The sequence below is a fragment of the Vibrio metschnikovii CIP 69.14 genome (assembly GCF_000176155.1).
GTDB lineage: Bacteria > Pseudomonadota > Gammaproteobacteria > Enterobacterales > Vibrionaceae > Vibrio > Vibrio metschnikovii.
The window spans coordinates 34365-59941 of sequence record NZ_ACZO01000008.1 but is presented as its reverse complement, the minus strand read 5'-3'; the positions used below and the strand labels follow the sequence as shown (position 1 = coordinate 59941).

Sequence of the window (25577 nt, the reverse complement as noted above, 5' to 3'; positions counted from 1 at the left end):
GCAAGGTCAAGCGCGAGGATGGGCGACCAGATGATAAGTACAGCGCAGACTCATGATAGTGAGGTAGCAATACGTTACCGTTATTGGCGCTGGCATTTAATGGTGTCGATGTATTTAGGTTATGGTGTATTTTATCTCACTCGCAAGAGTCTGAACTTTGCGATGCCAGAAATGCTCAATGATTTAGGCTTACGCTATTCTGATATTGGTTTTCTGGGCACGTTATTTTATCTGACTTATGGTATTTCAAAGTTTTTATCAGGATTATTAAGCGATCACTCAGGCTCTCGATATTTTATGGGGTTAGGGTTAATCGCAACAGGTATCATCAATATTTTATTTGGTTTTAGCTCATCGTTGTTATTGTTTTCTGTGTTGTGGATGAGTAATGCTTTTTTTCAAGGATGGGGTTGGCCTGCCTGTGCAAAAATTTTAACCACATGGTATTCAAGAAGTGAGCGTGGTTTTTGGTGGTCAATCTGGAATACTTGTCATAATTTAAGTGGGGCGTTGATTCCGATAGCTATTGGTTCTATTAGTCTCGCTTTTGGTTGGCGTTATGGTTTTATTATTCCAGGCTGTATTGCTGTCTGTGTTGGGGTTTGGCTTTGTTACCGTATTCAACCTAAACCGATGGAATTAGGGCTTCCTTCCGTCGGACAATGGCGACAAGATAAGTTAGAGCTTGCTCATGAGAAAGAAGGACAAGCTTTAAAATTTAAAACCGCAGTGATGCGTTATGTATTATTCAATCGATACTTATGGCTGTTATGTGGATCTTATTTGTTGGTTTATATGGTTCGTATGGCAATTAATGATTGGGGACCTCTCTATTTAGTTGAACGACATGGATATAATATTTTAACTGCCAACCTTTCTGTCTCTTTATTTGAAGTCGGCGGTTTTCTCGGTTCATTATTTGGTGGTTGGGGTTCAGATAAATATTTTCGTGGTAATCGAGCGCCAATGAATTTGTTGTTTGCCTTGGGAATTTTTATTTCAGTAACAGCACTATGGTTAACGCCTATTAATCATGTTTGGTTTTTATCAGGTTGTTTTTTTTCGATTGGTTTTTTTGTTTTTGGCCCTCAAATGATGATAGGTATGGCTGCGGCTGAATGTTCACGTAAAGATTTAGCAGGAACAGCAACGGGTTTTATTGGCCTGTTTAGTTATCTTGGTGCGGCTTTAACGGGTTACCCATTATCATTGCTGATTGAAGCATGGGGGTGGGAAGGCTTCTTTTGTCTACTCACGGTGTGCGCTGCGTTAATCAGCTTACATTTACTGCCTTTTATTAAAGCACAGCAAATGGAATAAAAGTGACTCTTACCAGTTTGATGAGCTCATCCAAATCATCGGTTATCTGTTTGTCGAACTGCTTCAGAGCATCCTCGTCAGGATAAATTATGACCTTGACGATAACGTGAAACCTACCGTTGAGGATACTTAACGGTAGATAATAATAAGGAATGGACGATGAAAGTTGATATAAAACGTAGCTTGCTTGGATTGTGCGTAGCGGGCGCTTTACTTTCCCCTTTACAGGCGAGTGCTGCGGGTCGTTTGGTGGTTTATTGTAGCGCTACTAATGCAATGTGTGAGGCTGAAACCAAAGCGTTTTCTGAAAAATACAATGTACGCACTTCCGTGGTTCGCAACGGCTCGGGAAGTACCTTTGCTAAAATTGAAGCGGAAAAAAACAACCCTCGTGCTGATGTTTGGTACGGTGGAACGCTTGATCCTCAATCTCAGGCGGGAGAGATGGATCTCCTCACTCCTTATCAGTCACCAGAGCTGGTTAATATTATGGAGCAATTTCGAGATCCGGCTAAACGTAAAGGGAATTATTCCTCTGCTGTGTATATGGGAATTTTAGGCTTTGGTGTCAACACGGAGCGTTTACAACAAAAAGGGTTAGACATCCCTCGATGTTGGTCTGACCTGACCAAACCTGAATATAAAGGCGAAATTCAAATGGCCGATCCACAAAGCTCGGGTACCGCCTACACCGCGTTAGCGACATTTATTCAATTATGGGATGAAGATAAGGCGTTTAATTACCTCACTGCGTTGGATAAAAACGTATCGCAATATACTAAGTCTGGTATTGCTCCATCTCGTAATGCTGCTCGTGGGGAAATAGCGATTGGTATTGGCTTTTTACATGATTATTCACTAGAGAAAGATAAAGGTGCTCCATTAGAACTGATTGCACCGTGTGAAGGTACGGGCTATGAGATTGGTGGTGTGAGTATTATTAAAGGCGCACGTAATCTTGACAATGCTAAGCGCTTTGTTGACTGGGTACTATCAAAAGAAGGTCAGGAATTGGCTTGGAAAGAAGGGCAGTCTTACCAAATTTTAACCAATACCTTAGCAGAACAGTCTCCTGCAGCGCTCGATCCGAAGGCATTGACCTTAATTGACTATGATATGGAAACCTATGGTTCGGCAGATGAGCGTAAGCGACTGATCACGAAATGGGTCAGTGATGTCAAAATGGGTAATTAATCTCCCCTCGCAGCTCGGTGATTGAATCCGAGCTGCCTAATTCTATCAATCGATTTATTTTACCGTCATCCAGTGCCGGTTAATGTTGTGCTGCCTAAATACTAGGTGGTCGATCATCTTTTTTCTCGGAGTAGAGTTATGACTGAGAATATTACGTCCATGAAGCAAAATACGGGTGCTATTCATAACACGGATCCTGTTTTTTATTGGATCGGTTTAGCCATAGCGGCATTTATATTGCTCCCTTCTTTTGCTCTTGATTATGGTTTGTTTGATTCAACCTCAGATGAGTTTTACGAAGCGATGGGATGGAGTCAGCCAAGCATCGCTTGGTTATGGTTTGTTTTACCACTTGGGCTATTAGTTAGGGGGTGGGGGGTACCGAAGCGCAGTCAAGTCATTCGTCACTATGTCGATATCGGCTACAGTTTAGCCAGTATGGGGGTTATCTTGCTTTCTTCTTGGTTAACTTATCAAGGATTAGGTTATGCCACTATCCCACTTTTTATCGTATTTATTGCTGTGATGACGTTAGCTTTTGCTCGATTAGAATATTTAGGCGGCGATTATTTTGTGATCAGCGCATTAATTACCATTGTTCTGTTGATCGCAGCTTTTATTATTTTCCCAAGCATAGCGATTTTTATTCCTATGTTTCAAAATAGCAGTGGACAGTGGGTGGCTTGGCAGTTTTGGGATATTCTCTCGCAATCTCATATTTTAAATATTATTCGTAACTCAATTTTACTTGGGATTGCCGTTGGCGTCGGCGCTACCTTTTTTGGTTTGTTGTTTGCTATTTACACGACACGTATAGCTAAACGCTCAGCATTCATTGCCCGTATTTTTTCTATCTTACCCATTGTGACTCCACCTTTTATTGTTGGCTTAGGGGTAACATTAATGTTAGGTCGCTCCGGCTACGTGACGGAATGGATGGTGGATTGGTTTGGATTACAGCAAACCAACTGGCTATATGGCTTTTCGGGAATATGGTTAGCTCAAGTTCTGGCTTTTGCTCCCATGTCGTTTATGATTCTCGATGGCGCGATGAAGTCACTTCATCCTTCTTTAGAGGAAGCCTCCTATAGTTTGCGTGCCAACCGCTATCAAACGTTTTTTCAAGTCATTTTGCCATTACTAAAACCGGCTTTGGCAAACTCATTTCTGATTATTTTTGTGCAATCGTTGGCTGACTTTAGTAACCCGTTAGTGCTAGGGGGAAGTTTTGATGTCCTCGCGACCCAAATCTATTTCTATATTGTTGGTGCCCAGCTTGATTACGCTTCAGCAAGTACGCTCGGTTCGATACTTTTAGTTTTTTCTTTGGGTATTTTTGTTATTCAGTATTTATGGATTGGTCAGCGTTCATACGTGACGATTTCGGGTAAGTCTTATCGTGGTGATGTGCAGGCGATCCCTACCTCATTGAAATGGTTTGTCACGGTAGTGTTGTATGGATGGATGTTCTTTAATATTTTACTGTATGGCAGCATTTTCTTTGGCAGCTTTACCGTTAATTGGGGCGTCGATTACACATTGACTCTTAATAATTATATTAATTTATTCGGTAATGGGATGTCGGATGGTGCGTGGCCCTCTTTAATCACCACGATGATCTACGCGGGTATTGCGGCACCGATGACCGCCTTATTTGGTTTGTTGATTGCTTATGTTGTGGTTCGTCAGCAGTTTTATGGTAAGAAAGTGATCGAATTTTCCACCATGCTCTGTTTTGCTGTTCCGGGAACGGTCGCTGGTGTTTCTTATATCTTGGCGTTCAATAATGCTCCCATCTATTTAACCGGTACGGCAGCGATAGTTGTTATATCTATGGTCATGCGCAATGTGCCTGTGGGCATTCGTTCAGGTATCGCAGGTTTAGGACAGCTCGATAAATCGTTAGATGAGGCCTCGTTAAGTTTACGTGCGAGTTCTTGGCAGACTATTCGATATATTATTTTACCGCTATTAAGGCCCGCGATTTTATCGACATTGGTGTATAGCTTTGTCCGTGCAATGACCACGGTGAGCGCGATTATCTTTTTGGTGACACCAGAAACTCGGGTCGCGACATCGTATATTTTAAACCGTGTCGAAGATGGTGAATATGGGATAGCGATTGCGTATGGCTCTGTTCTGATCGTTGTGATGTTGGCAATTATCTTACTGTTTGACTTTTGGGTTGGTGAGGCGCGTGTCGCTCGCTCACGCTCGAATAACCAAGAATCCTAGTGGAGAGTGACCATGGAAAAAGAAAATTTTGTTGTACTCAAAAATGTCTGCAAACGCTTTGGCGATAATACGGTCATTGGTAATCTCGATCTGGCGATTAAAAAAGGCACCCTTGTCACCTTATTGGGTCCTTCTGGGTGTGGTAAAACGACGGTTTTGCGACTCGTGGCTGGTTTAGAAAAGCCGACTTCTGGGCAAATTTTTATCGATGGAGAGGACGTTACTGAGCGTTCGATTCAACAACGCGATATTTGTATGGTATTTCAGTCTTACGCACTGTTTCCTCATATGTCCTTATATGACAATGTCGCTTATGGCTTAAAAATGCTTAAGTTGCCGAGTAGTGAGATTCGTCAACGCGTTGAAGAGGCGTTAAAAATTGTTGGCTTAGAAGCGATGGGCGATCGTTATGTTGACCAAATATCAGGAGGGCAACAACAGCGAGTGGCTTTGGCGCGTGCGTTAGTGTTAAAGCCTAAAGTGTTATTGTTTGATGAACCATTGAGTAATTTAGATGCTAACTTGCGTCGTAGCATGCGTGAAACCATTCGTGAACTGCAGCAACGTTTTGATATTACCTCATTGTATGTAACCCATGATCAAGCTGAGGCATTTGCGGTTTCAGATACGGTTATCGTTATGAAAGACGGTGATATTATGCAAATTGGAGCGCCTCAAGAGCTATATAAAGCACCGACCTCAATGTTCATGGCAAACTTCATGGGCGAGGCGAATATCTTCCAAGGGCACTTTGATGGTGAAAACATCTCGATTCATGGTTATGCCATCACAGCAGACAAAGTGGTGACGGCTAATAAAGAGCCCGGTGAATATCAAATTGGGGTGCGTCCAGAAGCGATTTTATTGCAAGACCACGGCGAAATGAGCCAGTTATGCGATGTAAAAAAAGTCGTTTATATGGGGTCGATGTATGAAGTTATGGTTAACTGGCATGGAGAGGAGTTACTGTTACAATTAAACTCTGCGCAGTTTAATGAGCAGTTGATTCATCATGCTTATCTTAGCATTAATGCCAGTGGACTCTTTTTACTTCCTAAGTCGTCTTCAATCAGCTAATCCGTAAGAAAAAGGGTAATCATCTGATTGCCCTTTTTTAGCAAATACTATCTCTATGTTACCCAAAATAAACACTTCTATACTCTTCCTATTTGAAGCTGTAGCTGTGTTGGCTACGTTCGTTCACCCCAATCATAGAGCTTGCCTATGCTCATGGGGATTCACTCACTTGCCGCCTACCTGCAACTCCAAGTTGTTTGAGTATGTCCATTCACTTGCTGCCAATTTTCTTGAATATCAGACTGCAAACAGAAAACCAATTTGAGAATTAGGCTAAATTTTTAAATTAAAAGAGACAAAAAGCTCCGGTGGTTTTAAAAATAGCCTACGGTTATAAGAACCACATAAATACCGTAATCGTTGTTCTCCTACATTTAGAAAGTCGTTTGTTCACCAAGGAGGTGAATTGTGAGTCTGTCGTTAAAAAGTAAACTGATTGGCACCAGCGTTTTCGCGGTCGCCTTTATGGCGCTGGTGCTGACGACACTATCTGTCAACCAATTAAAAAATGAAACCAACTATAGTTTACAGGCTAGAGTTCATGGCATCGCCAAATCGGCCACTAGCGCAATTAACCAGTGGTTAACCATTCGTGGCAGCATTGTCACCTCGGTGATTCCGCATACAGGACAGGAGAATTTTTTACCTTTTTTACAGCAAGGCCAACAAGCGGGCGGATTTGATTTACTCTATTTTGGGACTGAGCAAGGCAGCATGCACCGCTCGATTCCTGAACGCGGTGCTTCTGATACCAGTTATGACCCGCGTACACGTGGTTGGTACCGCGATGCAAAAGCGCAGAATCGACAAATACTGACTAACGTTTATGCCGATGCGATTACTCGTCAATTAATGGTCACAATTGCTGAACCTATTTCTCGTAATGGACGTCTATTTGGGGTAATTGGTGCCGATGTATTGATTGAACAATTGGTTAAAGATGTGATTGCCATCGACGCAGGAGCAAAATCGTCGGCGTTATTGGTTAATGGCAATACAGGCAATATTATTGCTCACCGTAATGCCGATTTGATTTTAAAACCGCTCAACACTTACAGCTCGAATTTAACCATGGCGGTGATTAACCAATCGGTTAAGGATAATCAGGTTCAAGAAGTGAAGGTCGGTGGCGTTGATAAGTTCTTCTTTTTTTCGAAAGTACCGGGTACCGAGTGGTTATTGGGCATTGAACTTGATAAGTCCGTTGAACTGGCCACGATGAGTAGCTTAATGCGTCAATTGATCATCACGGCCGTTATTATTACCGGTTTGGTGGCCGTCCTTGTTGCATGGTTAGTCGGTTTCCTGTTTCGAGATCTTAACCGCGTATCGAGTGCTTTGGCCGAAATCGCTGGAGGGGATGCGGATTTAACTCAGCGTATTGAGCCTCGTTATCAGGATGAAGTCGGTGCATTAGCCAATAACTTTAATAAATTTGTTAATAACATGCATAGCATGATCACCCGATTACAAGAGGTATCGCGTGGCTTAAATTTACAAGCGGAGAGTACGGCAGAACAAGCTCATGAGCGAAGCTTACGGATCACTGTGCAACAAGACGAGATTAACATGGTTGCGACAGCGATTAATGAAATGGCGGCAGCCACTCAAGAAATCGCCAGTAATGCGGATAATACTGCGGCTACCGCATTGGATACAGTGAAAATATCTCAGCATGGCGCAGAGCAAGTTGAGCATACGCAAGCGTCGATTGGCAATCTTTCTAAAGAAGTCTTGGTGGCGAAAGGTGTCATTGAAAACCTCAATCAACATGCGCAAAACATCAATGCCATATTGTCGGCGATTCAAGGTATTGCTGAGCAAACCAACTTGTTGGCACTGAATGCGGCAATTGAAGCGGCAAGGGCGGGTGAGCAAGGTCGTGGCTTTGCAGTGGTAGCAGATGAAGTTCGAGTACTGAGCCAAAGAACTCATGACTCAACCCAAGAAATCCAGAAAACCATTGAGACGTTACAGAAAACGACAGCCCAAGCGGTGGGCATCATGAATGACAGTAGTAAGCTATCGGAAAGTAGTGTCGAAGATGCCAATGTTGCTGCGCAAAGTTTGGCGCAAATCAGCGCTTCTGTCGGAACGATCAGCGATATGGCGACCCAGATAGCTACCGCGGCAGAAGAACAAGCCTCTGTTACGGAAGAAATTACCCGTAATACACAAGCTATTCGTGATGTCTCTGATGGTCTCGCCAATGAAGCAAAAGAAGCATCGCATCAAGCGTCGCTGCTATCGAAGTTATCTAAAGAACTACAAAGCGAGATTAACCGCTTTAGGTTGTAATCAATTATCGCTTGCAGTTTTAATTTGACACCCAACTCATTTTTATTGAGTTGGGTGTTTTTTATAAGAATTTTGGTTAAAAAGTGTTAATCAATATTTCAAATATATGATCGCCATCATAAAAGTGTGATCTTTTCCGCAAAGTTGATTCACATGCTATAAATTGCAGTTATATTTGCCAATTATTCTTTTGTGTCAGGTTTTAGCTAATTTTTCTTATGATTATTGTCAAGAAAGTGCTGTTTTTCTCTTGGTGTTTATGGGTGTTATCGGCTTGTCAATCTACTGTAACTATCCCTCCAGATTGGTATCAACAGCCGCAAATTAATCACCCCGTTTATCTGATTACTGTTGGGCAAGGGCGTAGTTTAGAGCAAGCGAAACAAATGGCCCTGAGTCAGATCAATGCTCAGTTATGGACTCAGATCGATTCTTCTTTCTCTTCTCGTGATATTTTTCAAAGTCAAAATGCCAATACCTCCAGTAGTTCTCTAGTGGATAATAAGGTCAATAGTAAAACGGCAACGGTGACATTAACGGGGATTGAATATCCGAGAGTAGAAAAAAACGATATTGCGTATTACGTGCAAGCTCAAGTGAGCCGAGCAACCGTGATCGCTCAGTTGCAAGCCGATATTCAACACAGTGATCGCCAAGCAAACGCGCAGATCAGTAAACGTGTACATCAAGATGTGCTTCCTTGGTGGTTAGAAAGTCGTCATTTATTAAGTGAGATAAATCATGTTGCAGTACGCCAAGCAATGCTTCGCTCGCTTGGCGCATCAGCACCAGCGGCACCACAGATTGAGCAATTAGAGAAGCAAGTCGCTCAGGCGCAGTCATCCATCCTGATTCAAATGATTGCTGCTGCAAATAATAACAAAAGTGCCGAGTTATTAGCTGATAAACTTTCCACTCAACGTTTAAAAACCAGTTTTAACCAGTCTACACAGCGGACTCATTCGCTTGTCTTGACCTCAGAGCTTCGGCAAAGTCGGGTGGGGGATGCTTACATTTCTACTCTGTTCACATCGCTTACACTCCAAGCGAAGGACGGAACTATTCTCGCCAGTAATGAAATTATCTCTAGTGGCAATTCCTTATCCAATTATGCTCTTTCACAAGAGGCTGCTCAGCGTCATTTGATGGAGTTGATTGAACAACAAGGTTTATGGTCTTCACTGGGATTCAAATAAAAAAAACGATGGAGTTATCTAATGTTTAAACAAACTGCAGTGGCGCTAGGTGTGTCTGCTTTACTTTCTGGCTGTATTTCGATGGGGCCTGTACCTATTTGTACACCAGATACGTCTGTCCCTCTTTTGGAGTCAGAGGTTCCCGCTAAATCCAGCCAAGATGTTAAAGCGATTGTGTTACCGGTGGATGTCAACTTTAAAGATGTGGCGCAAGATCGTGTGCAATCGGTGATTCGTAATTCTCTGGAAAGCCAAATCGTTGAAACTGGCACCGAGCTGGTTGACCGTAAATTGGCGAATAAACTAAAAGGTGAAATTAAGCTGGCAGAGCAAAGTGGTCGCTATAACACCAAAGGTGTACCGATTGCCGATTATGCCGTGTTGACTGAAGTAACGAATCTGGATTTTTCGAAGTCTTTTAGTGAAGCGCGTAGCTATAAAAATAAAAAAGGCGAAACCGTGCATGTGCCAGCAAAATGCAGTTACAAAATGGAAGTTGCTGGTATTGTCAAAGTCGTTTCACTTCCTGACATGGCTTTAGTGAAACGTATTGACATTAAAGGCGATGAGTATGCTTCTACCGAGACGCGTAATTCAAGCTGCCCAATCAATGATGCAGCTTATCAAGGCTTAGCGAGTAAGGCGGCGGCTGAAGCGGTAGAACACAGTGCAGAATTGAAGTCATTACTCGCGGCTAGGACTTCGGTGTTAGAATTACGCCAATGTGAAAGTGGTAGCATGGTTAAGATTGGCGTTGGGTCAGATAAAAATATCCAGCCGAAAGATGAAATTGCCTTCTCTAAAATTATGAAAAGTGAAGATGGTGAGCTAGAAACTTTTGGTGTCGGTAAGGGAACCATTGTCAATAACCCAGAGCATGGTATTAAGGCTAAGTTCTCATGGGTGACGATTGATGAGGAGACTGCGCTGAAGATCCGCAAAGGAGATCAAGCTCAGGTTGTACTTGACCCTTGTAAGAGCTGGTTAGATCTTGAGTGCAAATTTAAGAACTTATAATCGTGTTTTGACTGTTCAATAATATGGAATGAATGATGAAAAAAACAATAGTAATGAGTGTGCTTGCGCTATCTGTGGCAGCGTGTAGCAGTACTCAAACCGTTGAACAAGCTCAGCAGTTTGCTCAATGCACATTTCCAGATTCACCAGCGGTTGAAGCGCCAGCGTGGATCTGTGATGTAATGCCAAAAGATCTGGCAGCAGGTGCCACAGGGTATGCGAAGAAAAGCGCTGCAGGTATGGGTGTGATGCGTAATGTAGCAATTAATGAAGCACGAGTTCAGCTAGCCTCTCAGTTTCAAACGGATGTCAACAATATGTTTAAACAAGCTGTACAACGTTCTGTTGAAACAAGTAATGATGGTCAGCTAGAAAATGTGGTAGAAACGTTTGAGAACGTCACAAAAAACGTAGTCACACGCAGCTTATCAAATAGTAAGCTGATTGTGAGCCAAGTAAGCCCTGCTGGCGGTCTTTATGTATTGGTAGGTATGGATAAAGAAGCCTATCAAGAAAACGTCAACCAAGTGGTAAATGAAGCGAGTAAAGAGTCAAAGTTATGGGCTCAGTTTAATAGTGAAAAAGCGGCTCAGGATTTAACGGAAGCGCTCAATTCATTGAAAGCGTTATGATTTAATTTGGATTGAACGAGTTAATGATGGTTTTATCAGGCAGGGTGTTTACCCCTGCCTTTTTTATCAGGGATAAACGATGAAAGGCACAAAAAAGCCCCTCTTGGTATTGTTATTGAGTACGTTATCTTCAGTTAGTGTGGCCAATTCAGAGGCGGCGTTTGCTGAACTCACCCAAGCAACCGAGCAGGTAAAACAGAGTAAACAGAGGCAATATCAAGAATTTGAGCGGTATGTTGATGCACGGCTAGATGAGTATGAAACGTGGCGAGACGCGTATATCACTCAACTTGATCAACAGCGTCTGGCCTTGATTGATCGTTGGGGAAGCGCGGAACTCTCCGATTCGTACACCGAGGTGACTTACAGTGAGAGCAATGCGGTCAAAAGGGTGGTCGATTATGAAAATAATACCGCAGTAGTATCGGTATTAGTTGACCCTTCGATGGATAAAGCTCAGATCAGTAAGCTTATCGAAGCGCAAGCACAACTTTCCGATGGTGAAACTTTAGATTTGACTCAAGCGGAAGTCTCTACCGAAAAGCTTGACTATTCCGTGACCCAAGAGCAAAAAGAGAAGCAATTTGTCATTGAGCAAACGTACTCGCAAATGAATGAATATGATATTCAAGCCGATAGACTTATTGATGCTAATATCGGGGTGGGTGATGATTTTATTTACCAGCGCGCCTATCGAAAAAAAATGGCGTTACTTGATGAAGCGAAAGCTCGAATCGCGACTATTAGTCAGCAATATCAAGCTCATCGTCAACAGCTTACTAATCATTCCACAGTTCAGGTAACGGATAAGAGTATAACGGCTCAAGAAGCATCGAAAAAAATCATTAGTTATAAAGTGAATTTACCGAATAATAGCTTAGAAACTAGGGCAAAAATCTATCAACCGTTGGCAATCAAAGAGAGTGATAAGTGGTCGTTAGATCCAGCTTTAGTGATGGCTATCATGCATAGTGAATCTGCGTTTCGCCCTCAAGCTAAATCTCATATACCTGCATTCGGTTTAATGCAAATCGTCCCCAGCACGGCAGGGCATGATGTAAATCGGTTGCTGCGTAATATCGATGTTCCGATGACAGAAGCTGATTTATATCATCCTGATATTAATGTTGAAACAGGAACAGCTTATTTGAATATATTGAATAGCCGTTATTTAAAAGACATCACCGACGAGCAAAGTCGTTTATATTGTATGATTGCCGCCTATAATACTGGTGCTGGTAATGTGGCCCGTACCTTTAACCCTGAGCGTTCAACTAATATTCGTCAAGCAGCCTTGATTATCAATCGGTTGACACCTGAACAGGTATATCAACGGTTAATCAATCAATTGCCTTATGATGAGACTAAGCATTATTTACAGAAAGTTTCATCAAGAATAGCGCTCTATCAGCCAATTTAATATTTATTATCCCCCTGCGGATTGCGTTTGGAACCGATGAGGTAGGCAGATTTTCAAAAGCTTTAGAGTTTGTTTGTGTAGATTTGTACTTTGGAATATAGAGGTAATAAGCCTGGGCTTCTCTGTATTCCGGCTCTCGGTTTTTTCTACCATCCTCGCCGCTTTGTTGCTTTCCCCTCTCGTTATCCAGTACACTTTCAAGGTCTTTTTTCCTCAATCATTAGAGTGACTATGTTACAGAACCCTTTGCAGCTTCGTCTTGAGAAGTTTGAACCTTGGCAACAGATTACCTTTATGGCTTGCCTTTGTGAGCGCATGTATCCTAATTACGCTCTATTTTGTCAGCAAACAGAATTTGCGGATGCGCGTCGTTATCGTGATATTTTGGATAGCGTTTGGGAATTAATGACCGTTAAAAATGCCAAGATTGACTTTGATCGTCAGCTAGAGAAGCTCGAAGAATTGATCCCAACGACGGAAGCGTTTGAGCTGTATTTAGTCTATCCAGCGATTGACGCTTGTGAAGCGCTGGCGACGTTATTGCATGGTTTGCTTGACCGAGATGACCTCTATGAATCGATGCAAAAAGTCAGTCAAATTTCGGTGCGTACGGTGGCTCAGTTAGAAGAGGCGCAAACCGGTGAAGTGATCACCAATGACAACCAAAAGAGCAATGAAGCGGTGTGCGCTGAATGGGATGTGCAATGGGCGATTTTTAGACCCTTGCGTGAAGTTACCGAGCGAGATATTGAGTTGATTAAAGACCTGCGCCATGAACTACGTGATGACTGTATGAGCAATATTGGCTTAACGTTAGGCTAGTTACCCCCGATACTCTGTTTATTTACGGCGCTACGTCGTTTGAGTATTGCGAGCGATATTCATCATCCAACCTCAATTTTAAGGAGTGCCCCATGCTGGAATCAATGGCTCAATGGCTGAGTCAGTATGATATTGAACTATCAAGAATTATCCCTATTGCTGAGGCTTTGGGATTGATTGTACTGATTGCTGTTGCGATTCATGTTTTCCTTCATCGGGGGGTGGTGAGATGGTTAAAACAACATGCCGATGACTCTCAAGCCTCTTGGCGACATGTGCTGTTTGCTGGCAATTTATTCAGTCGCATTGCTTTATTGATCCAAGGCGCGGTCATCGGTGTTCAAACCCAACTGTGGTTATCACAAGACAGTGCTTTACGTGAGGTGATACTGACCTTGGTGGCGTTATGGGTGGTGGTATATGGGCTGTTAGCCTTTTACTCGTTGCTTAATGTGTTGGAAATCTTGCTATCGAGAACCGCCGTTGGCCGCACGATGCCATTACGAGGGTTAAACCAAAGCCTCAAAATCATTTTATTTATTATTGCCACGTTATTAGTCACTTCGATATTAATCGGTAAGTCGCCGGTACTGCTTCTCAGTGGTGTCGGTGCCATGACCGCGGTGATCATGTTGGTGTTTAAAGATCCGATCTTGGGCTTAGTGGCGGGGGTGCAGTTATCAGCCAATAAAATGCTCAGTGTCGGTGATTGGTTAGAGATGCCTAAATATGGCGCAGATGGCGATGTGATTGACATCAGCTTAACCACGGTCAAAGTGCAAAACTGGGATCGTACCATCACCACTATTCCAACTTATGCGTTGATCTCTGACTCTTTTAAGAACTGGAAGGGGATGCGTGAGGCTGGTGGTCGACGCATTAAGCGCAGTGTTTTAGTGGATGCGACGAGTGTTCAGTTTTTAACGGAACAGGCTATTGAGCGCTTAACTCATGCCCAGTTATTAGAACCGTATATTAAGCAAAAAGTACAAGAAATTACCGTTTATAATCGTGAGCATCACGTTGATGAAAGTAGCCCTATTAATGGCCGAAGATTAACGAACTTAGGCAGTTTTCGCGCTTACTTAGAGCGTTACTTACGGGCTCATCCAGAGATTCATCAGCATATGACCTTGATGGTCCGTCAGCTTGCACCGACCCATGAAGGCATCGCCTTAGAGCTGTACTGTTTTACTGCCACGACCGTTTGGGTTGAGTATGAGCGCATTCAGTCGGATATTTTTGATCACCTTTATGCGGTCTTACCCGAATTTGGTCTGCGCGTATCCCAAGCTCCGACGGGCAACGATTTCCGCCAATGGCAAAAAGCACCCTAAGGCCAAGATCACATCATCGAGCTTAGCCGTCAGAGGATGAGACATTATCGACGATCTGACTCATCCTCATCTCGGCTTTCAATTACGCCATGTGCCTCTTTCCATTGCTCCCAGCGTTCAGTGGCTAGTTGCTGCATGTCGGTGACTTTGTCTGCTTCGTCCAAGATCTCTTCACCAACAAGGTGTTCAAACACATCTTCTAGGGTTAGCAAGCCTTGCACGCTGCCATATTCATCGACGACTAACGCGAGCTGCTGACGTTTTTTCATCATCTGATCAAACGCTTTCGGTAAGGTTTGTGTGTTAAGCACAACATGCAACGGGCGCATCACATTACCGAGCTTTTGAGCGCCTTGATGGTTTTGTTGCCATTTGAATAGCTCTAGTCTATGCACAAAACCAATCACATTATCCGTCTCTCCGCTATAAATCAGTGGTCGTGAAAATGGCGTGTCACTGTGTTCATGCAAAAACTCATCAATGCTCATATCGGCACTGACTCTGAAAAGTACCGTTCGCGGTGTCATGACTTGAGTGACGGGAACATCGCTAATGGAGAGCAGATTGTTGAGTATTTTCGACTCTCCTTCGGCTAACTCGCCACTTTCATTAGCCATTAATGCCATCGCGGAGAGTTCATCACGCAATTTTATCGATGGTTGTTGAGGGGCTAAACGTTTCGTGATCTGTTGTGAAAACCAAATGAAGGGGCTTAAAGCCCAAATCATCCAATGCAATACATTGGCAGAGATAGGTGCTAATTGACGCCAATAGGTGGCACCCAAGGTTTTGGGGATAATCTCAGATAAGACTAAGATAGCTAAGGTTAGCAATGCCGAAAATAATCCCAGCCACTGGTTACCAAAAACAAGGCTTGCCTGAGCACCAGCACTTGCTGCACCGACGGTGTGGGCGATGGTATTTAAAGTGAGGATTGAAGCTAACGGGCGATCAATATCTGCTTTTATCAGCGAGAGTTTTTCAGCACTTGGGTGATCTTGCTGTCGTAATTGAGCTAGGTAGCTTGGAGTGATACTGAGCAGTACAGCCTCTAATACGGAGCAAATAAAAGAAACGCCAATCGCGATAGTCACGTATAAGCTTAATAGCAGCATAACAGCCTTAATAATAGGTTCATTTTCCGGATTATTGACACAGTATAGCTACTCTATATCGCTATACTTGTTCACTTCAAGGTCAAGATTCTCGTTCATTGCTACTGGCTGACTATTCCAAGTTATGGGTATCTAATCAGTAGAGAGTTTGATCGTCTTTGTCTATAAATAAAGGCGCTGGTGGGTTAAAACAAGGTCAGGCGAGGCTTGAAAATACAGTAAATTGTGAGTGAATACTCATATTATGGTTAAAAGTACGTCAGAGAAGCACAACGGATACGACAAACCTTTGCCAGATAGGGCATTTATGTTTTAGAGTGGGTTCGATTTGATAACCTATAAGAAGGGAAACCTAATGAACAAGACCCAATTAATCGACTTTATTGCAGAGAAAGCAGATCTTTCTAAAGTACAGGCTAAAGCTGCTCTTGAAGCGACTCTTGGTGCGGTTGAAGGTGCACTTAAAGAGGGCGACCAAGTTCAACTAATTGGTTTTGGTACATTTAAAGTTAATCACCGTGCGGCGCGTACTGGCCGTAATCCAAAAACCGGTGAAGAGATCCAAATTTCAGCCGCTAATGTTCCAGCATTTGTTGCCGGGAAAGCACTGAAAGATTCATTGAAGTAATTTATACTACGCCGAGATATTCTATCTCGGCGTCTCTACCATGAAAAAATTCCTCTCACTTCTTCTTACCCTGCTTCTTATCGGCTGTGCTTCTTCGGTTCCTCATGCCAATCTTGATCAACGTAATGACTATGTCGGTGGTCAAACGATGGGCGATGCGACGCATTTCTATTGGTATACCGAATATCAAAATCGTCCGGCTCATGGTGCTGATCAGGTACTAATGGGCGACTACGGCTGGTATCAAACCAATTATCGCTGGGAGTCTGGTTCTGTGCGTGAAGTGGTGCGTGAAGGCATGCAGCTAAGAGGCGCGCAATTGGTCCCTTACCGCGTGCATGTGCGCTTTAACCAACAAGGGGAAGCGGTTTATCAGCAATTTCGTGTTGATGGTAAAGTGTTGCCATTAAACTTAGAGCAGCGTAGTGAGTATTTGCAGCAAGCGCAGCAACTGGTAGCAATGAGCAAGCAGCAAGCTCGTCAAGGTTGGTCTTTATATCAAGGTGTGTGGGACGGACAAAGCTTAACCAGCTGTACCGGACGTCGTTTTTCGCAAGTGATCTGGCCGTTGACTACGCCAGAGCATGTCATGGAACGTTTGAAAACTCCTCATTATGTTGCCTTGTTGGGTCGAGTGAGCAGTGCTCAGTTGCAAGTCGACAGCGTGTTATTAGTGGCAGAATCTGACAGAGCTTGCATGACTCAACCAGCATTGATTGATGCCGATTAAATTGCTCGATAACAAGACAAGATAAATAAGACAAGCGGTAGAGAAGCTCGATTGAGATAGCCGCGAGAAAATCAAAAAGCCGGTGATCCGGCTTTTTGATTATGACTTGGTCATCAGTAATGGTCGCAACGTCTATTTTGCTTGCTCACGAGCAATCGCTCGGTAGCCAATGTCATGGCGATAGAACATGCCTTGCCACTCTATTTGCTTAGCGAGTTGATAAGCGCGCTGCTGAGCTTGGAAGACGCTTTCTCCTAATGCCGTGGCGCATAATACTCGTCCCCCGTTGGTCACGACAGCACCTGATTGATCACTGGTACCAGCGTGGAAGACTTTCTCTCCAGCGACTTCTTCCGTCGGCAAACCAGAAATCACATCCCCTTTACGATAATCGGCTGGGTAACCACCAGCGGCAAGCACAATACCAATCGATGCACGTGGATCCCATTTCGATTCTACTTGATCAAGTTTGCCATCCAGCGCCGCTAAACACAGCTCAACCAAATCTGATTGCAGTCGCATCATAATCGGTTGGGTTTCAGGGTCACCAAAGCGGCAATTGTATTCAATCACTTTCGGTGTGCCTTGGGCATCAATCATCAATCCGGCGTAGAGAAAACCGGTATAAGGGTTACCTTCCGCCGCCATGCCGCGCACAGTGGGATAAATCACTTCACGCATCACACGATCGTGTACGTCTTGAGTAACGACTGGAGCAGGAGAGTAAGCGCCCATTCCGCCCGTATTAGGGCCAGTATCGGCATCACCAACGCGTTTATGATCTTGGCTAGTCGCCATCGGCAGTACATTTTCACCATCGACCATAACGATAAAACTCGCTTCTTCGCCATCGAGAAACTCTTCAATGACGACGCGGCTGCCCGCTTCGCCAAAGCTATTATCCGCCAACATATCTTGAATGGCATCTTCAGCTTCTTGTAGCGTCATCGCAACAATCACTCCTTTACCCGCCGCCAGACCATCGGCTTTGACGACGATCGGTGCGCCTTGTTCACGTACATAAGCCAGCGCTGGCTCAATCTCGGTAAAGTTAGCGTAAGCAGCGGTAGGAATGTTATGACGAGCGAGAAAATCTTTGGTGAAGGCTTTAGAACCTTCTAACTGTGCCGCCGCTTGAGTCGGGCCAAAAATCGGCAATCCTGCGTCACGGAATGCATCAACCACGCCAAGCACAAGGGGGATTTCAGGGCCAACAATGGTTAGGGCAATCTGTTTTTGCTGGGCAAAAGCGACTAACCCAGCAATATCTTCCACAGCAATATTGACGTTTTCTAGTTTAGGTTCAAGCGCGGTACCCGCATTACCCGGAGCAATAAATACGGTTTCGACTTGAGGATTCTGTGCGACTTTCCAACCCAGAGCGTGCTCACGACCACCCGAACCAATAACGAGAACTTGCATAATTATTTCCTTAAATTTTAAAGACCCTAGGACCTAGAACCAAAATCAATGACGGAAATGACGCATTCCGGTAAAGATCATCGCCATTCCATGTTCATTGGCGGCGGCAATCACTTCATCATCGCGCATTGAACCACCGGGTTGAATAACACATTTAATGCCCGCTTGGGCGGCCGCATCGATTCCGTCACGGAAAGGGAAGAAAGCATCAGAAGCCATTACGCAGCCTTCGACTTGCAAACCTTCGTCGGCGGCTTTAATGCCGGCGATTTTAGCCGAATACACTCGGCTCATTTGCCCAGCGCCGACACCGATGGTCATATCTCCTTTGGCGTAGACAATCGCGTTCGATTTAACGTATTTCGCGACTTTCCAGCAGAATAACGCGTCTTTAAGTTCTTCTTCCGTCGGTTGACGAGTGGTAACGACATTAAGATCATCAACAGTAACCATACCTTGGTCGCGATCTTGCACCAACAAGCCACCGTTGACTCGTTTGAGGTCGAAACCAGTGGTTTTACTCGACCATTCACCACACGCTAACAAACGAACATTTTGCTTGCTGGCGACAATCTTCGCCGCTTGTTCAGAAACCGCAGGGGCAATAATCACTTCGACAAATTGGCGTTCAATAATCGCTGTTGCAGTCGCCGCATCGAGCTCACGGTTAAAAGCAATAATGCCACCAAAGGCTGAGGTTGGGTCGGTTTGGTAAGCGCGCTGGTAGGCTTGAAGAATATCGCTGCCTAAGGCGACGCCACATGGATTCGCGTGTTTGACGATCACACAGGCTGGTTCAGTAAATTCTTTCACGCATTCAAGCGCAGCGTCGGTATCGGCAATGTTGTTGTACGATAATGCTTTGCCTTGAATTTGACGCGCGGTCGCTACTGAGGCTTCTTCTGGGTGAGCTTCTACATAAAACGCCGCCGCTTGATGGCTGTTTTCGCCATAACGCATGTCTTGTTTTTTGATGAATTGTGCATTAAAAGTTCTTGGGAACTTGGATTCCTCATCCCCTTCTTTATTGTCGCCATAAGAGGGAACTAGCGTGCCGAAGTAGTTGGCTATCATGCCATCGTAAGCGGCGGTATGTTCAAAAGCAGCAATAGCAAGGTCAAAACGCGTATCTAGGGTCAGAGCGTTGCCATTGGCATCCATTTCTGCAATCACACGTGAGTAGTCGTGCGCATTCACCACTATCGTCACGTCTTTATGATTTTTCGCCGCAGAACGCACCATGGTTGGCCCACCGATATCGATGTTCTCAACCGCATCCGCTAATGTACAACCGGCTTTCGCCACGGTATCAGCAAAGGGATACAGGTTTACCACCACCATATCGATTGGTTGAATACCATGTTCTGTCATGATGGCATCATCTTGACCTCGACGGCCTAAGATTCCGCCATGCACTTTCGGGTGCAGGGTTTTTACTCGTCCATCCATCATTTCTGGAAAGCCAGTATAATCAGATACTTCTGTCACCGTGAGGCCATGATCGGCTAAAAGGCGAGCGGTGCCACCCGTTGAGAGAAGTTCTACGTCACGTTCTGCAAGTGCTTGCGCGAATTCAAGAATACCCGTTTTATCAGAGACGCTGATCAGAGCGCGGCGAATAGGGCGAGCGTTGTTCATGCTTCCACTTTCCTTTCATTGATGGAGTGTATTTGGCCCAAGCAATCACGGATGACTTGGGTATAATCAAAATGTTTTACCACAAAGCGTCTTCTCATCCCAAGCACGGTAATGTAATGCGCCGATGATGAGCGTTGTTCTTGTGTGAAGATGGCGCATATTCTAGCCAAATTCTGGTTAAAGGTCTTGCGCAATCGTTTGGCGTGAGGAAAATAATCGTTAAAAGTCATTTTTTCAAGTAAAAACTCCATTGGCTTTACGGAGGAAAATCAATGTTTCAGATCGGCGAGTTAGCTAAGCGTTGTGGCGTATCGAGCGATACCCTACGTTTTTATGAGAAAAACGGTTTAATCAAACCTGCGGGGCGTAGCGAATCGGGTTATCGCTTGTACAGTGAGGCTAATCAGCGCCAAGTAAGCTTTATTTTAAAAGCCAAAGCACTGGGCTTGAGTTTGGACGAAATTAAAGAATTACTGGAAATTAAGCTTGAAGCGACCGAACACAGCTGTGCTGAAGTGAAATCGATCACCAGCGCGAAACTGACGTTAATTGATGAGAAAATTGCTGAGTTAACGCGTATTCGCATCGCATTAAAAAAGATCAATGACGCCTGCTGTGGTGACACCGATGATGATGCCAGTCACTGTTCCATTTTAGCGGCGTTGGAATAATCAACCTTAGTTTGCATTTTTAGTTTGCCGGATAATTAGTCGGTTGATCTAAATCTTTATATAATCCAGCCCTTCTTGATTAAGTGATATAAATATCACTTAATCATTGCCTATCCCTCCATGACTTGATGTCGTCGTTGTGCTGCCGTGGTCAACAGCTCAGCAACGTCAAGTTGGAAGGGGATACTGATACTTCATGGTACACACATGGTTGGAATGCATTTTCAAATCAACGATTGGATATTAAACGTTGATGAAAATAAATTGTATCGCCAAGATAGGGAAGTTTCGGTCGAGCCAAGATTAATTAACCTTCTGTATTTTCTTGCAAAAAATCCAGGAGAAGTTTTTTGTCGTGAACAGTTAATAGAGCATGTCTGGGGCGGTGCAATTGTGACCGATCAGGTGGTCACGCAATCGATTTTTGAGTTAAGAAAACTATTGCGTGATGGTCGTGAAGAAAGTATTCACTATTTGATCACGGTTCCCAAACGTGGTTATAAACTGGTTGCCTGCGTCACTGAGATAGCCCCAGAGCCGAGTGTTGACGCCAATCATACCCTTGTGGATGATGACTTAGAGCGTCATGTCGAACCGCATCAGCATCAAGAGATGGACACGGCATCTACGGATATGATCTTTCCTGCAGGGCCATTAACTCGAGCATTAAACAGCCGCAAGCCCGCCACTCGGCGAGATAAGATTGAGATTCGTCGCTGGAAATCAATGGCCTTTGATGTACTTTGGATCAGCGCCTTAATTATTTCTTTTGGGGTATTTATTTACTACCAATCCGAAACCAACATCACTCAAGCAATAGATACTCACTTAATTGAGTTTACTTTCCAAGAGACGTTGATTCAGGATCAAGACCATATCGAGTTATCGGATGGTTTAGTTCAAAAACTCGCGGCTGATATTGCGCAGGCGAGTCATTATCGAGTGCGACTGAGTAAGGCTCGTTTTGTGGCGGGCGTTTTACCGGGTAAGACCGTAACGGTGAAGATTCAGGATCAGGCTGGGCATACTTATCTGGATGTGGAGTATCGAAATAATGCGTCAGGGACTACGCTTTTTAGTCGTCAATATCCATTGATTTTACCGCAAATCAAGCAGGTGATAGAGAAAGCCTCATCGGAATTAATGCAGGCTTTGGCTGTACCCGATGCAGAGAATAAAGCATCGTTATTGATGGCGGCGATGCCTGAGAACCAGCAAGTATTGCTGAAGCTTGTTCGTGCGCATCATTATTTCAACGTTTCTCAACCTTCGTCTTTTAAAGAGGGAATCCGACTACTGGAAGAGGCGTTGCAAATGGAACCAATCAATCACTATTTACAAGCGGAATTATTGGTTGCCTATTACGTACAAACGGCCCTCGACCCTAGACAATCACTGAGTGTTGACCGTGCTAATCAATTAACCCAACAGTTACTACTTGCTGTCGATCAGGGCCACCCTTTGCCGCAACCACGTATTTTTGAAGCTTTAGCATTACATGAAATTATCCGCGACAATCCACAGCAGGCCGATGCGTATTTGCAACAAGCGCTCAGTGTTCGTGAGTCGGTGTTGGGTAATGTGTTATTGGGTAAGCTCGCTGAATTACAAGGCGATACCGAGCGTGCCAGTGAAGCTTACAGTGAAGCATTTTATATGGATATTTCGCTCGAAACGTACCTGTTATGTGAAAATTTAGCTTTTTATAGCAACCTTAAATCGATAGATTATGCGCTTTATCGTGCGGTGCATCCTTCGGTGACGACGGTGCTATAAACGCAAGGCATAGATTTAAGTAACACAATGAATAATGACTTTATCGCCACTGTTGTCAGTACGTATATTGTGATGTTGATGTATTTATATTAGGAGCGATGTGCTCTTTTTGAGGCGATGATGCAAGGTATTCTTTCTATCCAATCTCATGTGGTCTATGGCTGCGCCGGTAACAGTTCGGCGGTGTTTCCTTTGCAACGCTTAGGGCATATTGTCTGGCCGATTCATACGGTTCAATTTTCCAACCACACCCAATACGCGCAGAGCTGGACAGGACAGGTGATGCCATTGGGCAGCATCACGGAGCTTATTAATGGATTAATCAGTATTGATGTGCCGCGCGACGTGAAAGCGATCATTTCTGGTTATATGGGAAGCGGCACGCAGGCTGATGAAATTTTAGAGACCGTTGAGCGTGTGAAAGCGGCCAATCCTCACGCCTTGTATATCTGCGATCCCGTCATGGGTGATCCGTTAAAGGGCTGTGTTGTCAGTCCTGAGGTAACGGAAGCGCTCTGTGAGCGGATCATGAAACAAGCGGATATTATTGTACCTAATCAGTTTGAGTTAACCCATTTTACTGGAATTGAAATTAGCGATTTGCCATCGGCGATCAAGGCGTGTCAACGCGCTTTGACCATGGGACCGAAAATTGTCTTAGTCAAACATCTGCATAGTGCATCAGAAGATGAATTTACGATGTTGATGGGCTGTGCGGATGGATTGTTTATTGTTACTCGGCCGTTGCTGGACTTTGCCCGTCAACCCGTTGGTGTGGGTGATTTAATCACATCGCTGTTTACTGGGCATTATCTGAATAATCATGATCCTGTGAAATCATTCGAGCTGTGTAATCATGCGGTTTATCGTGTTTTAAAAGCCACTGCGCAGTGTGGAGAATGGGAGCTGCAAATTATTCCGGCTCAAGAGGCATTTGCCGAGCTTTCGGCGGTTGATTTTACGGCGAGGCCATTATTGGCGAACGCAGATAAACCGTCGATTTAATCGCGAAAGGTCAACAGACCCTAGGGATGGCGTCGGCTGTCCTTTCTCTACTTTGTTCTTATCTTTTATCTTTTATCTTTTATCTTTTATCTTTTATCTTTTATCTTTTATCTTTTATCTCTTATCTCTTATCTCTTATCTCTTATCTCTTATCTCTTATCTCTTATCTCTTATCTCTTATCTCTTATCTCTTAATCTCTCTTCGCTAAATCATGCTCATCAGAAAAACGCGGTTCGGTTTTGTTTTGGTGAACATGATTTTCCTTTTTGTCCTTTCAATCGCTTGATCACGTCAACTTATCTCAGTAGCGCAAGACCTTTATCCTGATCTTTATCTTTTTACCTTTTGTGAGGCTTGGTTGTTATTGTGATTATCTATTTGAAAAATATAGATTTTTATTTTTATTTTTCTTGTCTTTATCTAAAAACATACGGATTCAGTCATTGTTTTATTGATAACGATATCCTTATTTTTTCTGCGACTTTTCGGCGTAAGCTGCAGCCAAATTCAGTAAGGCGTTGCAGTGGCTTATTCGCCAATCACGACTCTTGCTCATTATGGTTTGAGCTCATCGCTCGTAGAAAATATCGGGAGACGTTATGTCATCGAATACCAAAAAAATTGGCGTCATCGCCTGTACCGGGGTAGTAGCGGGTAACATGATGGGCAGTGGTATTGCCTTGTTACCCTCAAGTCTTGCTACGGTTGGCTCTATTTCTTTATTCAGTTGGATCATTTGTATTATTGGTGCGCTGAGTTTGGCGTTTGTGTTTGCTCGCTTAGCGACCAAAAACCCACAACAAGGTGGTCCGATTGCCTATGCAGGTGAAGTCTCACCGGTGTTTGGTTTTCAAGCTGGGGTGCTTTATTACCATGCAAACTGGATTGGTAATTTAGCGATTGCCATCACTGGGGTCTCTTATCTTTCCGTTTTCTTCCCCGTTTTGAACAACCCTGTTCCTGCCGGTCTAGCGACCATTGCTGCAGTATGGTTATTTACCTTAGTGAATCTATTAGGCGGGAGCTGGGTTAGCCGTTTATGTACCTTTGGTTTGGCATTAATTCTAGTTCCCGTATTAGGAACGGCGTTACTGGGCTGGACTCACTTTGATATGGCAACCTATCAACAGAACTGGAACGTCTCTGCTGGCAGCGATAACCATGCCATTATTAGTGCGGTGCTGATTTGTTTGTGGTCTTTTGTCGGTGTCGAATCGGCGGCGGTGTCATCGGGTATGGTCCATAATCCTAAACGCACTGTGCCATTAGCGACCATGTTGGGTACGGCGTTAGCAGGGGTTATTTATATTCTCTCTACACAAATGATCAGTGGTATGTTCCCCGCTGCTGAAGTGGCTGCATCCGGTGCTCCTTTTGCGCTTGCCACGACAGCACTCTTCGGCAGTTGGTCTGCGCCATTTGTTTCTGCGTTTACCGCATTAGCTTGTTTTACGTCATTAGGTTCTTGGATGATGTTGGTTGGCGAAGCGGGAAAACGCGCCGCGAGTGATGGCAACTTCCCGAAAATTTACGGTGATACTGATAACAATGGTGTGCCGAAGAAAGGCTTAATTCTCGCATCAATTAAGATGACGGCTCTGATGTGTGTATTAATGACCTTTAGTTCTCAAACGGCTCACGCTGCCGATATCTTTAGTCAACTCACAACCGATGCGGTGTTACTCACCATGCTGCCGTATTTCTATTCCAGCATTAACTTGATTCGTTTTGAAGGTATGACGACTCGCAATGGCTTTGTGATGTTGTTCTCCGGTGTGGCTTGCGCATTTTGTATGGTGGCGTTAGCCGGAGCGGAAGGAACAACGTTAACTGCCACCTTTATCATGTCATTAGTGATTTTGATGTTCTACAGCAAAAAAGCAGGGCTGGCTCAGTACATGGAATTACATAAAAACGATCAGCCCGTGTCAGCGGCTTAATTTCCCTCGCTAGGGCATGGTTAACATGCACCGCTAGCGTTCATTTACCCCTTGGTGCTTCTTCTCCTCACTATCGCAATGGATAGGGAGCGCCTTTCTTCGT

General features: G+C 44.1%; 20 protein-coding genes. 17 read left to right on the top strand and 3 right to left on the bottom strand.

What is annotated here, in order from left to right; genetic code table 11:
* Positions 1-30 precede the first annotated feature (30 nt).
* The 11 genes from uhpC (at position 31) to VIB_RS15665 (ending at position 14548) form a co-directional block, all read left to right on the top strand.
* Positions 31-1320, top strand: coding sequence for an MFS transporter family glucose-6-phosphate receptor UhpC (gene uhpC, locus VIB_RS15715; protein ID WP_004397388.1), 1290 nt, complete (start codon positions 31-33; stop codon positions 1318-1320).
* Positions 1321-1479: 159 nt separating this feature from the next.
* Complete coding sequence (locus VIB_RS15710) at positions 1480-2514, top strand: ABC transporter substrate-binding protein (RefSeq protein ID WP_040905659.1); 1035 nt, start codon at positions 1480-1482, stop codon at positions 2512-2514.
* A 138-nt stretch (positions 2515-2652) separates the two neighbouring features.
* Positions 2653-4749 (top strand): ABC transporter permease, encoded by a 2097-nt coding sequence (locus tag VIB_RS15705; protein WP_004397383.1) that lies wholly within the window; start codon positions 2653-2655, stop codon positions 4747-4749.
* Between the two features lie 12 nt (positions 4750-4761).
* Positions 4762-5826 carry a ferric ABC transporter ATP-binding protein gene (fbpC, locus tag VIB_RS15700; RefSeq protein ID WP_004397380.1) on the top strand — a complete coding sequence of 355 codons (1065 nt, stop codon included), beginning with the start codon at positions 4762-4764 and terminating at the stop codon, positions 5824-5826.
* Positions 5827-6234: 408 nt separating this feature from the next.
* Positions 6235-8124 carry a methyl-accepting chemotaxis protein gene (locus tag VIB_RS15695; RefSeq protein ID WP_040905657.1) on the top strand — a complete coding sequence of 630 codons (1890 nt, stop codon included), beginning with the start codon at positions 6235-6237 and terminating at the stop codon, positions 8122-8124.
* A 218-nt stretch (positions 8125-8342) separates the two neighbouring features.
* Positions 8343-9320: an LPP20 family lipoprotein gene (locus tag VIB_RS15690; RefSeq protein ID WP_004397376.1), complete on the top strand. Its 978-nt coding sequence runs from the start codon at positions 8343-8345 to the stop codon at positions 9318-9320.
* Between the two features lie 21 nt (positions 9321-9341).
* Positions 9342-10337 (top strand): hypothetical protein, encoded by a 996-nt coding sequence (locus tag VIB_RS15685; RefSeq protein ID WP_004397375.1) that lies wholly within the window; start codon positions 9342-9344, stop codon positions 10335-10337.
* A 35-nt stretch (positions 10338-10372) separates the two neighbouring features.
* Positions 10373-10969: an LPP20 family lipoprotein gene (locus VIB_RS15680; protein WP_040905654.1), complete on the top strand. Its 597-nt coding sequence runs from the start codon at positions 10373-10375 to the stop codon at positions 10967-10969.
* Positions 10970-11048: 79 nt separating this feature from the next.
* Complete coding sequence (locus tag VIB_RS15675; RefSeq protein ID WP_004397373.1) at positions 11049-12389, top strand: transglycosylase SLT domain-containing protein; 1341 nt, start codon at positions 11049-11051, stop codon at positions 12387-12389.
* Between the two features lie 231 nt (positions 12390-12620).
* A complete protein-coding gene (locus tag VIB_RS15670; RefSeq protein ID WP_004397372.1) occupies positions 12621-13211 on the top strand; it encodes a YjaG family protein in 591 nt (196 codons plus the stop codon).
* 92 nt (positions 13212-13303) lie between these two features.
* Positions 13304-14548, top strand: a complete 1245-nt coding sequence (locus VIB_RS15665) for a mechanosensitive ion channel family protein (RefSeq protein ID WP_004397371.1) — start codon at positions 13304-13306, stop codon at positions 14546-14548.
* Positions 14549-14592: 44 nt separating this feature from the next.
* On the opposite strand, the gene VIB_RS15660 is transcribed toward VIB_RS15665, so the two are convergent.
* Positions 14593-15663, bottom strand: a complete 1071-nt coding sequence (locus VIB_RS15660; RefSeq protein ID WP_004397370.1) for a CNNM domain-containing protein — start codon at positions 15661-15663, stop codon at positions 14593-14595.
* 355 nt (positions 15664-16018) lie between these two features.
* Between VIB_RS15660 and hupA the strand changes: the two genes are divergently transcribed.
* Both hupA and VIB_RS15650 read left to right on the top strand, forming a co-directional pair.
* Entirely contained in the window at positions 16019-16291 is a 273-nt protein-coding gene (gene hupA / locus VIB_RS15655) for a nucleoid-associated protein HU-alpha (RefSeq protein WP_004397369.1), read from the top strand.
* Positions 16292-16331: 40 nt separating this feature from the next.
* Entirely contained in the window at positions 16332-17021 is a 690-nt protein-coding gene (locus VIB_RS15650; protein WP_004397368.1) for a DUF1481 domain-containing protein, read from the top strand.
* A 132-nt stretch (positions 17022-17153) separates the two neighbouring features.
* On the opposite strand, the gene purD is transcribed toward VIB_RS15650, so the two are convergent.
* Together purD and purH are read right to left on the bottom strand one after the other, a co-directional pair.
* A complete protein-coding gene (purD, locus tag VIB_RS15645) occupies positions 17154-18443 on the bottom strand; it encodes a phosphoribosylamine--glycine ligase (protein ID WP_004397359.1) in 1290 nt (429 codons plus the stop codon).
* Between the two features lie 45 nt (positions 18444-18488).
* A complete protein-coding gene (gene purH, locus VIB_RS15640; protein ID WP_004397355.1) occupies positions 18489-20081 on the bottom strand; it encodes a bifunctional phosphoribosylaminoimidazolecarboxamide formyltransferase/IMP cyclohydrolase in 1593 nt (530 codons plus the stop codon).
* A gap of 272 nt (positions 20082-20353) precedes the next feature.
* On the opposite strand from purH, the gene zntR reads away from it, so the two are divergent.
* The 4 genes from zntR to cadB all read left to right on the top strand — a co-directional run bounded on the left by zntR (position 20354) and on the right by cadB (position 25474).
* On the top strand, positions 20354-20752 hold the full coding sequence (gene zntR / locus VIB_RS15635) for a Zn(2+)-responsive transcriptional regulator (RefSeq protein ID WP_004397353.1): 399 nt from the start codon (positions 20354-20356) through the stop codon (positions 20750-20752).
* A 207-nt stretch (positions 20753-20959) separates the two neighbouring features.
* Positions 20960-22528 carry a lysine decarboxylation/transport transcriptional activator CadC gene (cadC, locus tag VIB_RS15630; RefSeq protein WP_004397351.1) on the top strand — a complete coding sequence of 523 codons (1569 nt, stop codon included), beginning with the start codon at positions 20960-20962 and terminating at the stop codon, positions 22526-22528.
* Positions 22529-22648: 120 nt separating this feature from the next.
* Entirely contained in the window at positions 22649-23533 is an 885-nt protein-coding gene (gene pdxY, locus VIB_RS15625) for a pyridoxal kinase PdxY (RefSeq protein ID WP_004397349.1), read from the top strand.
* 600 nt (positions 23534-24133) lie between these two features.
* A complete protein-coding gene (gene cadB, locus VIB_RS15620; protein WP_004397344.1) occupies positions 24134-25474 on the top strand; it encodes a cadaverine/lysine antiporter in 1341 nt (446 codons plus the stop codon).
* Positions 25475-25577 lie beyond the last annotated feature (103 nt).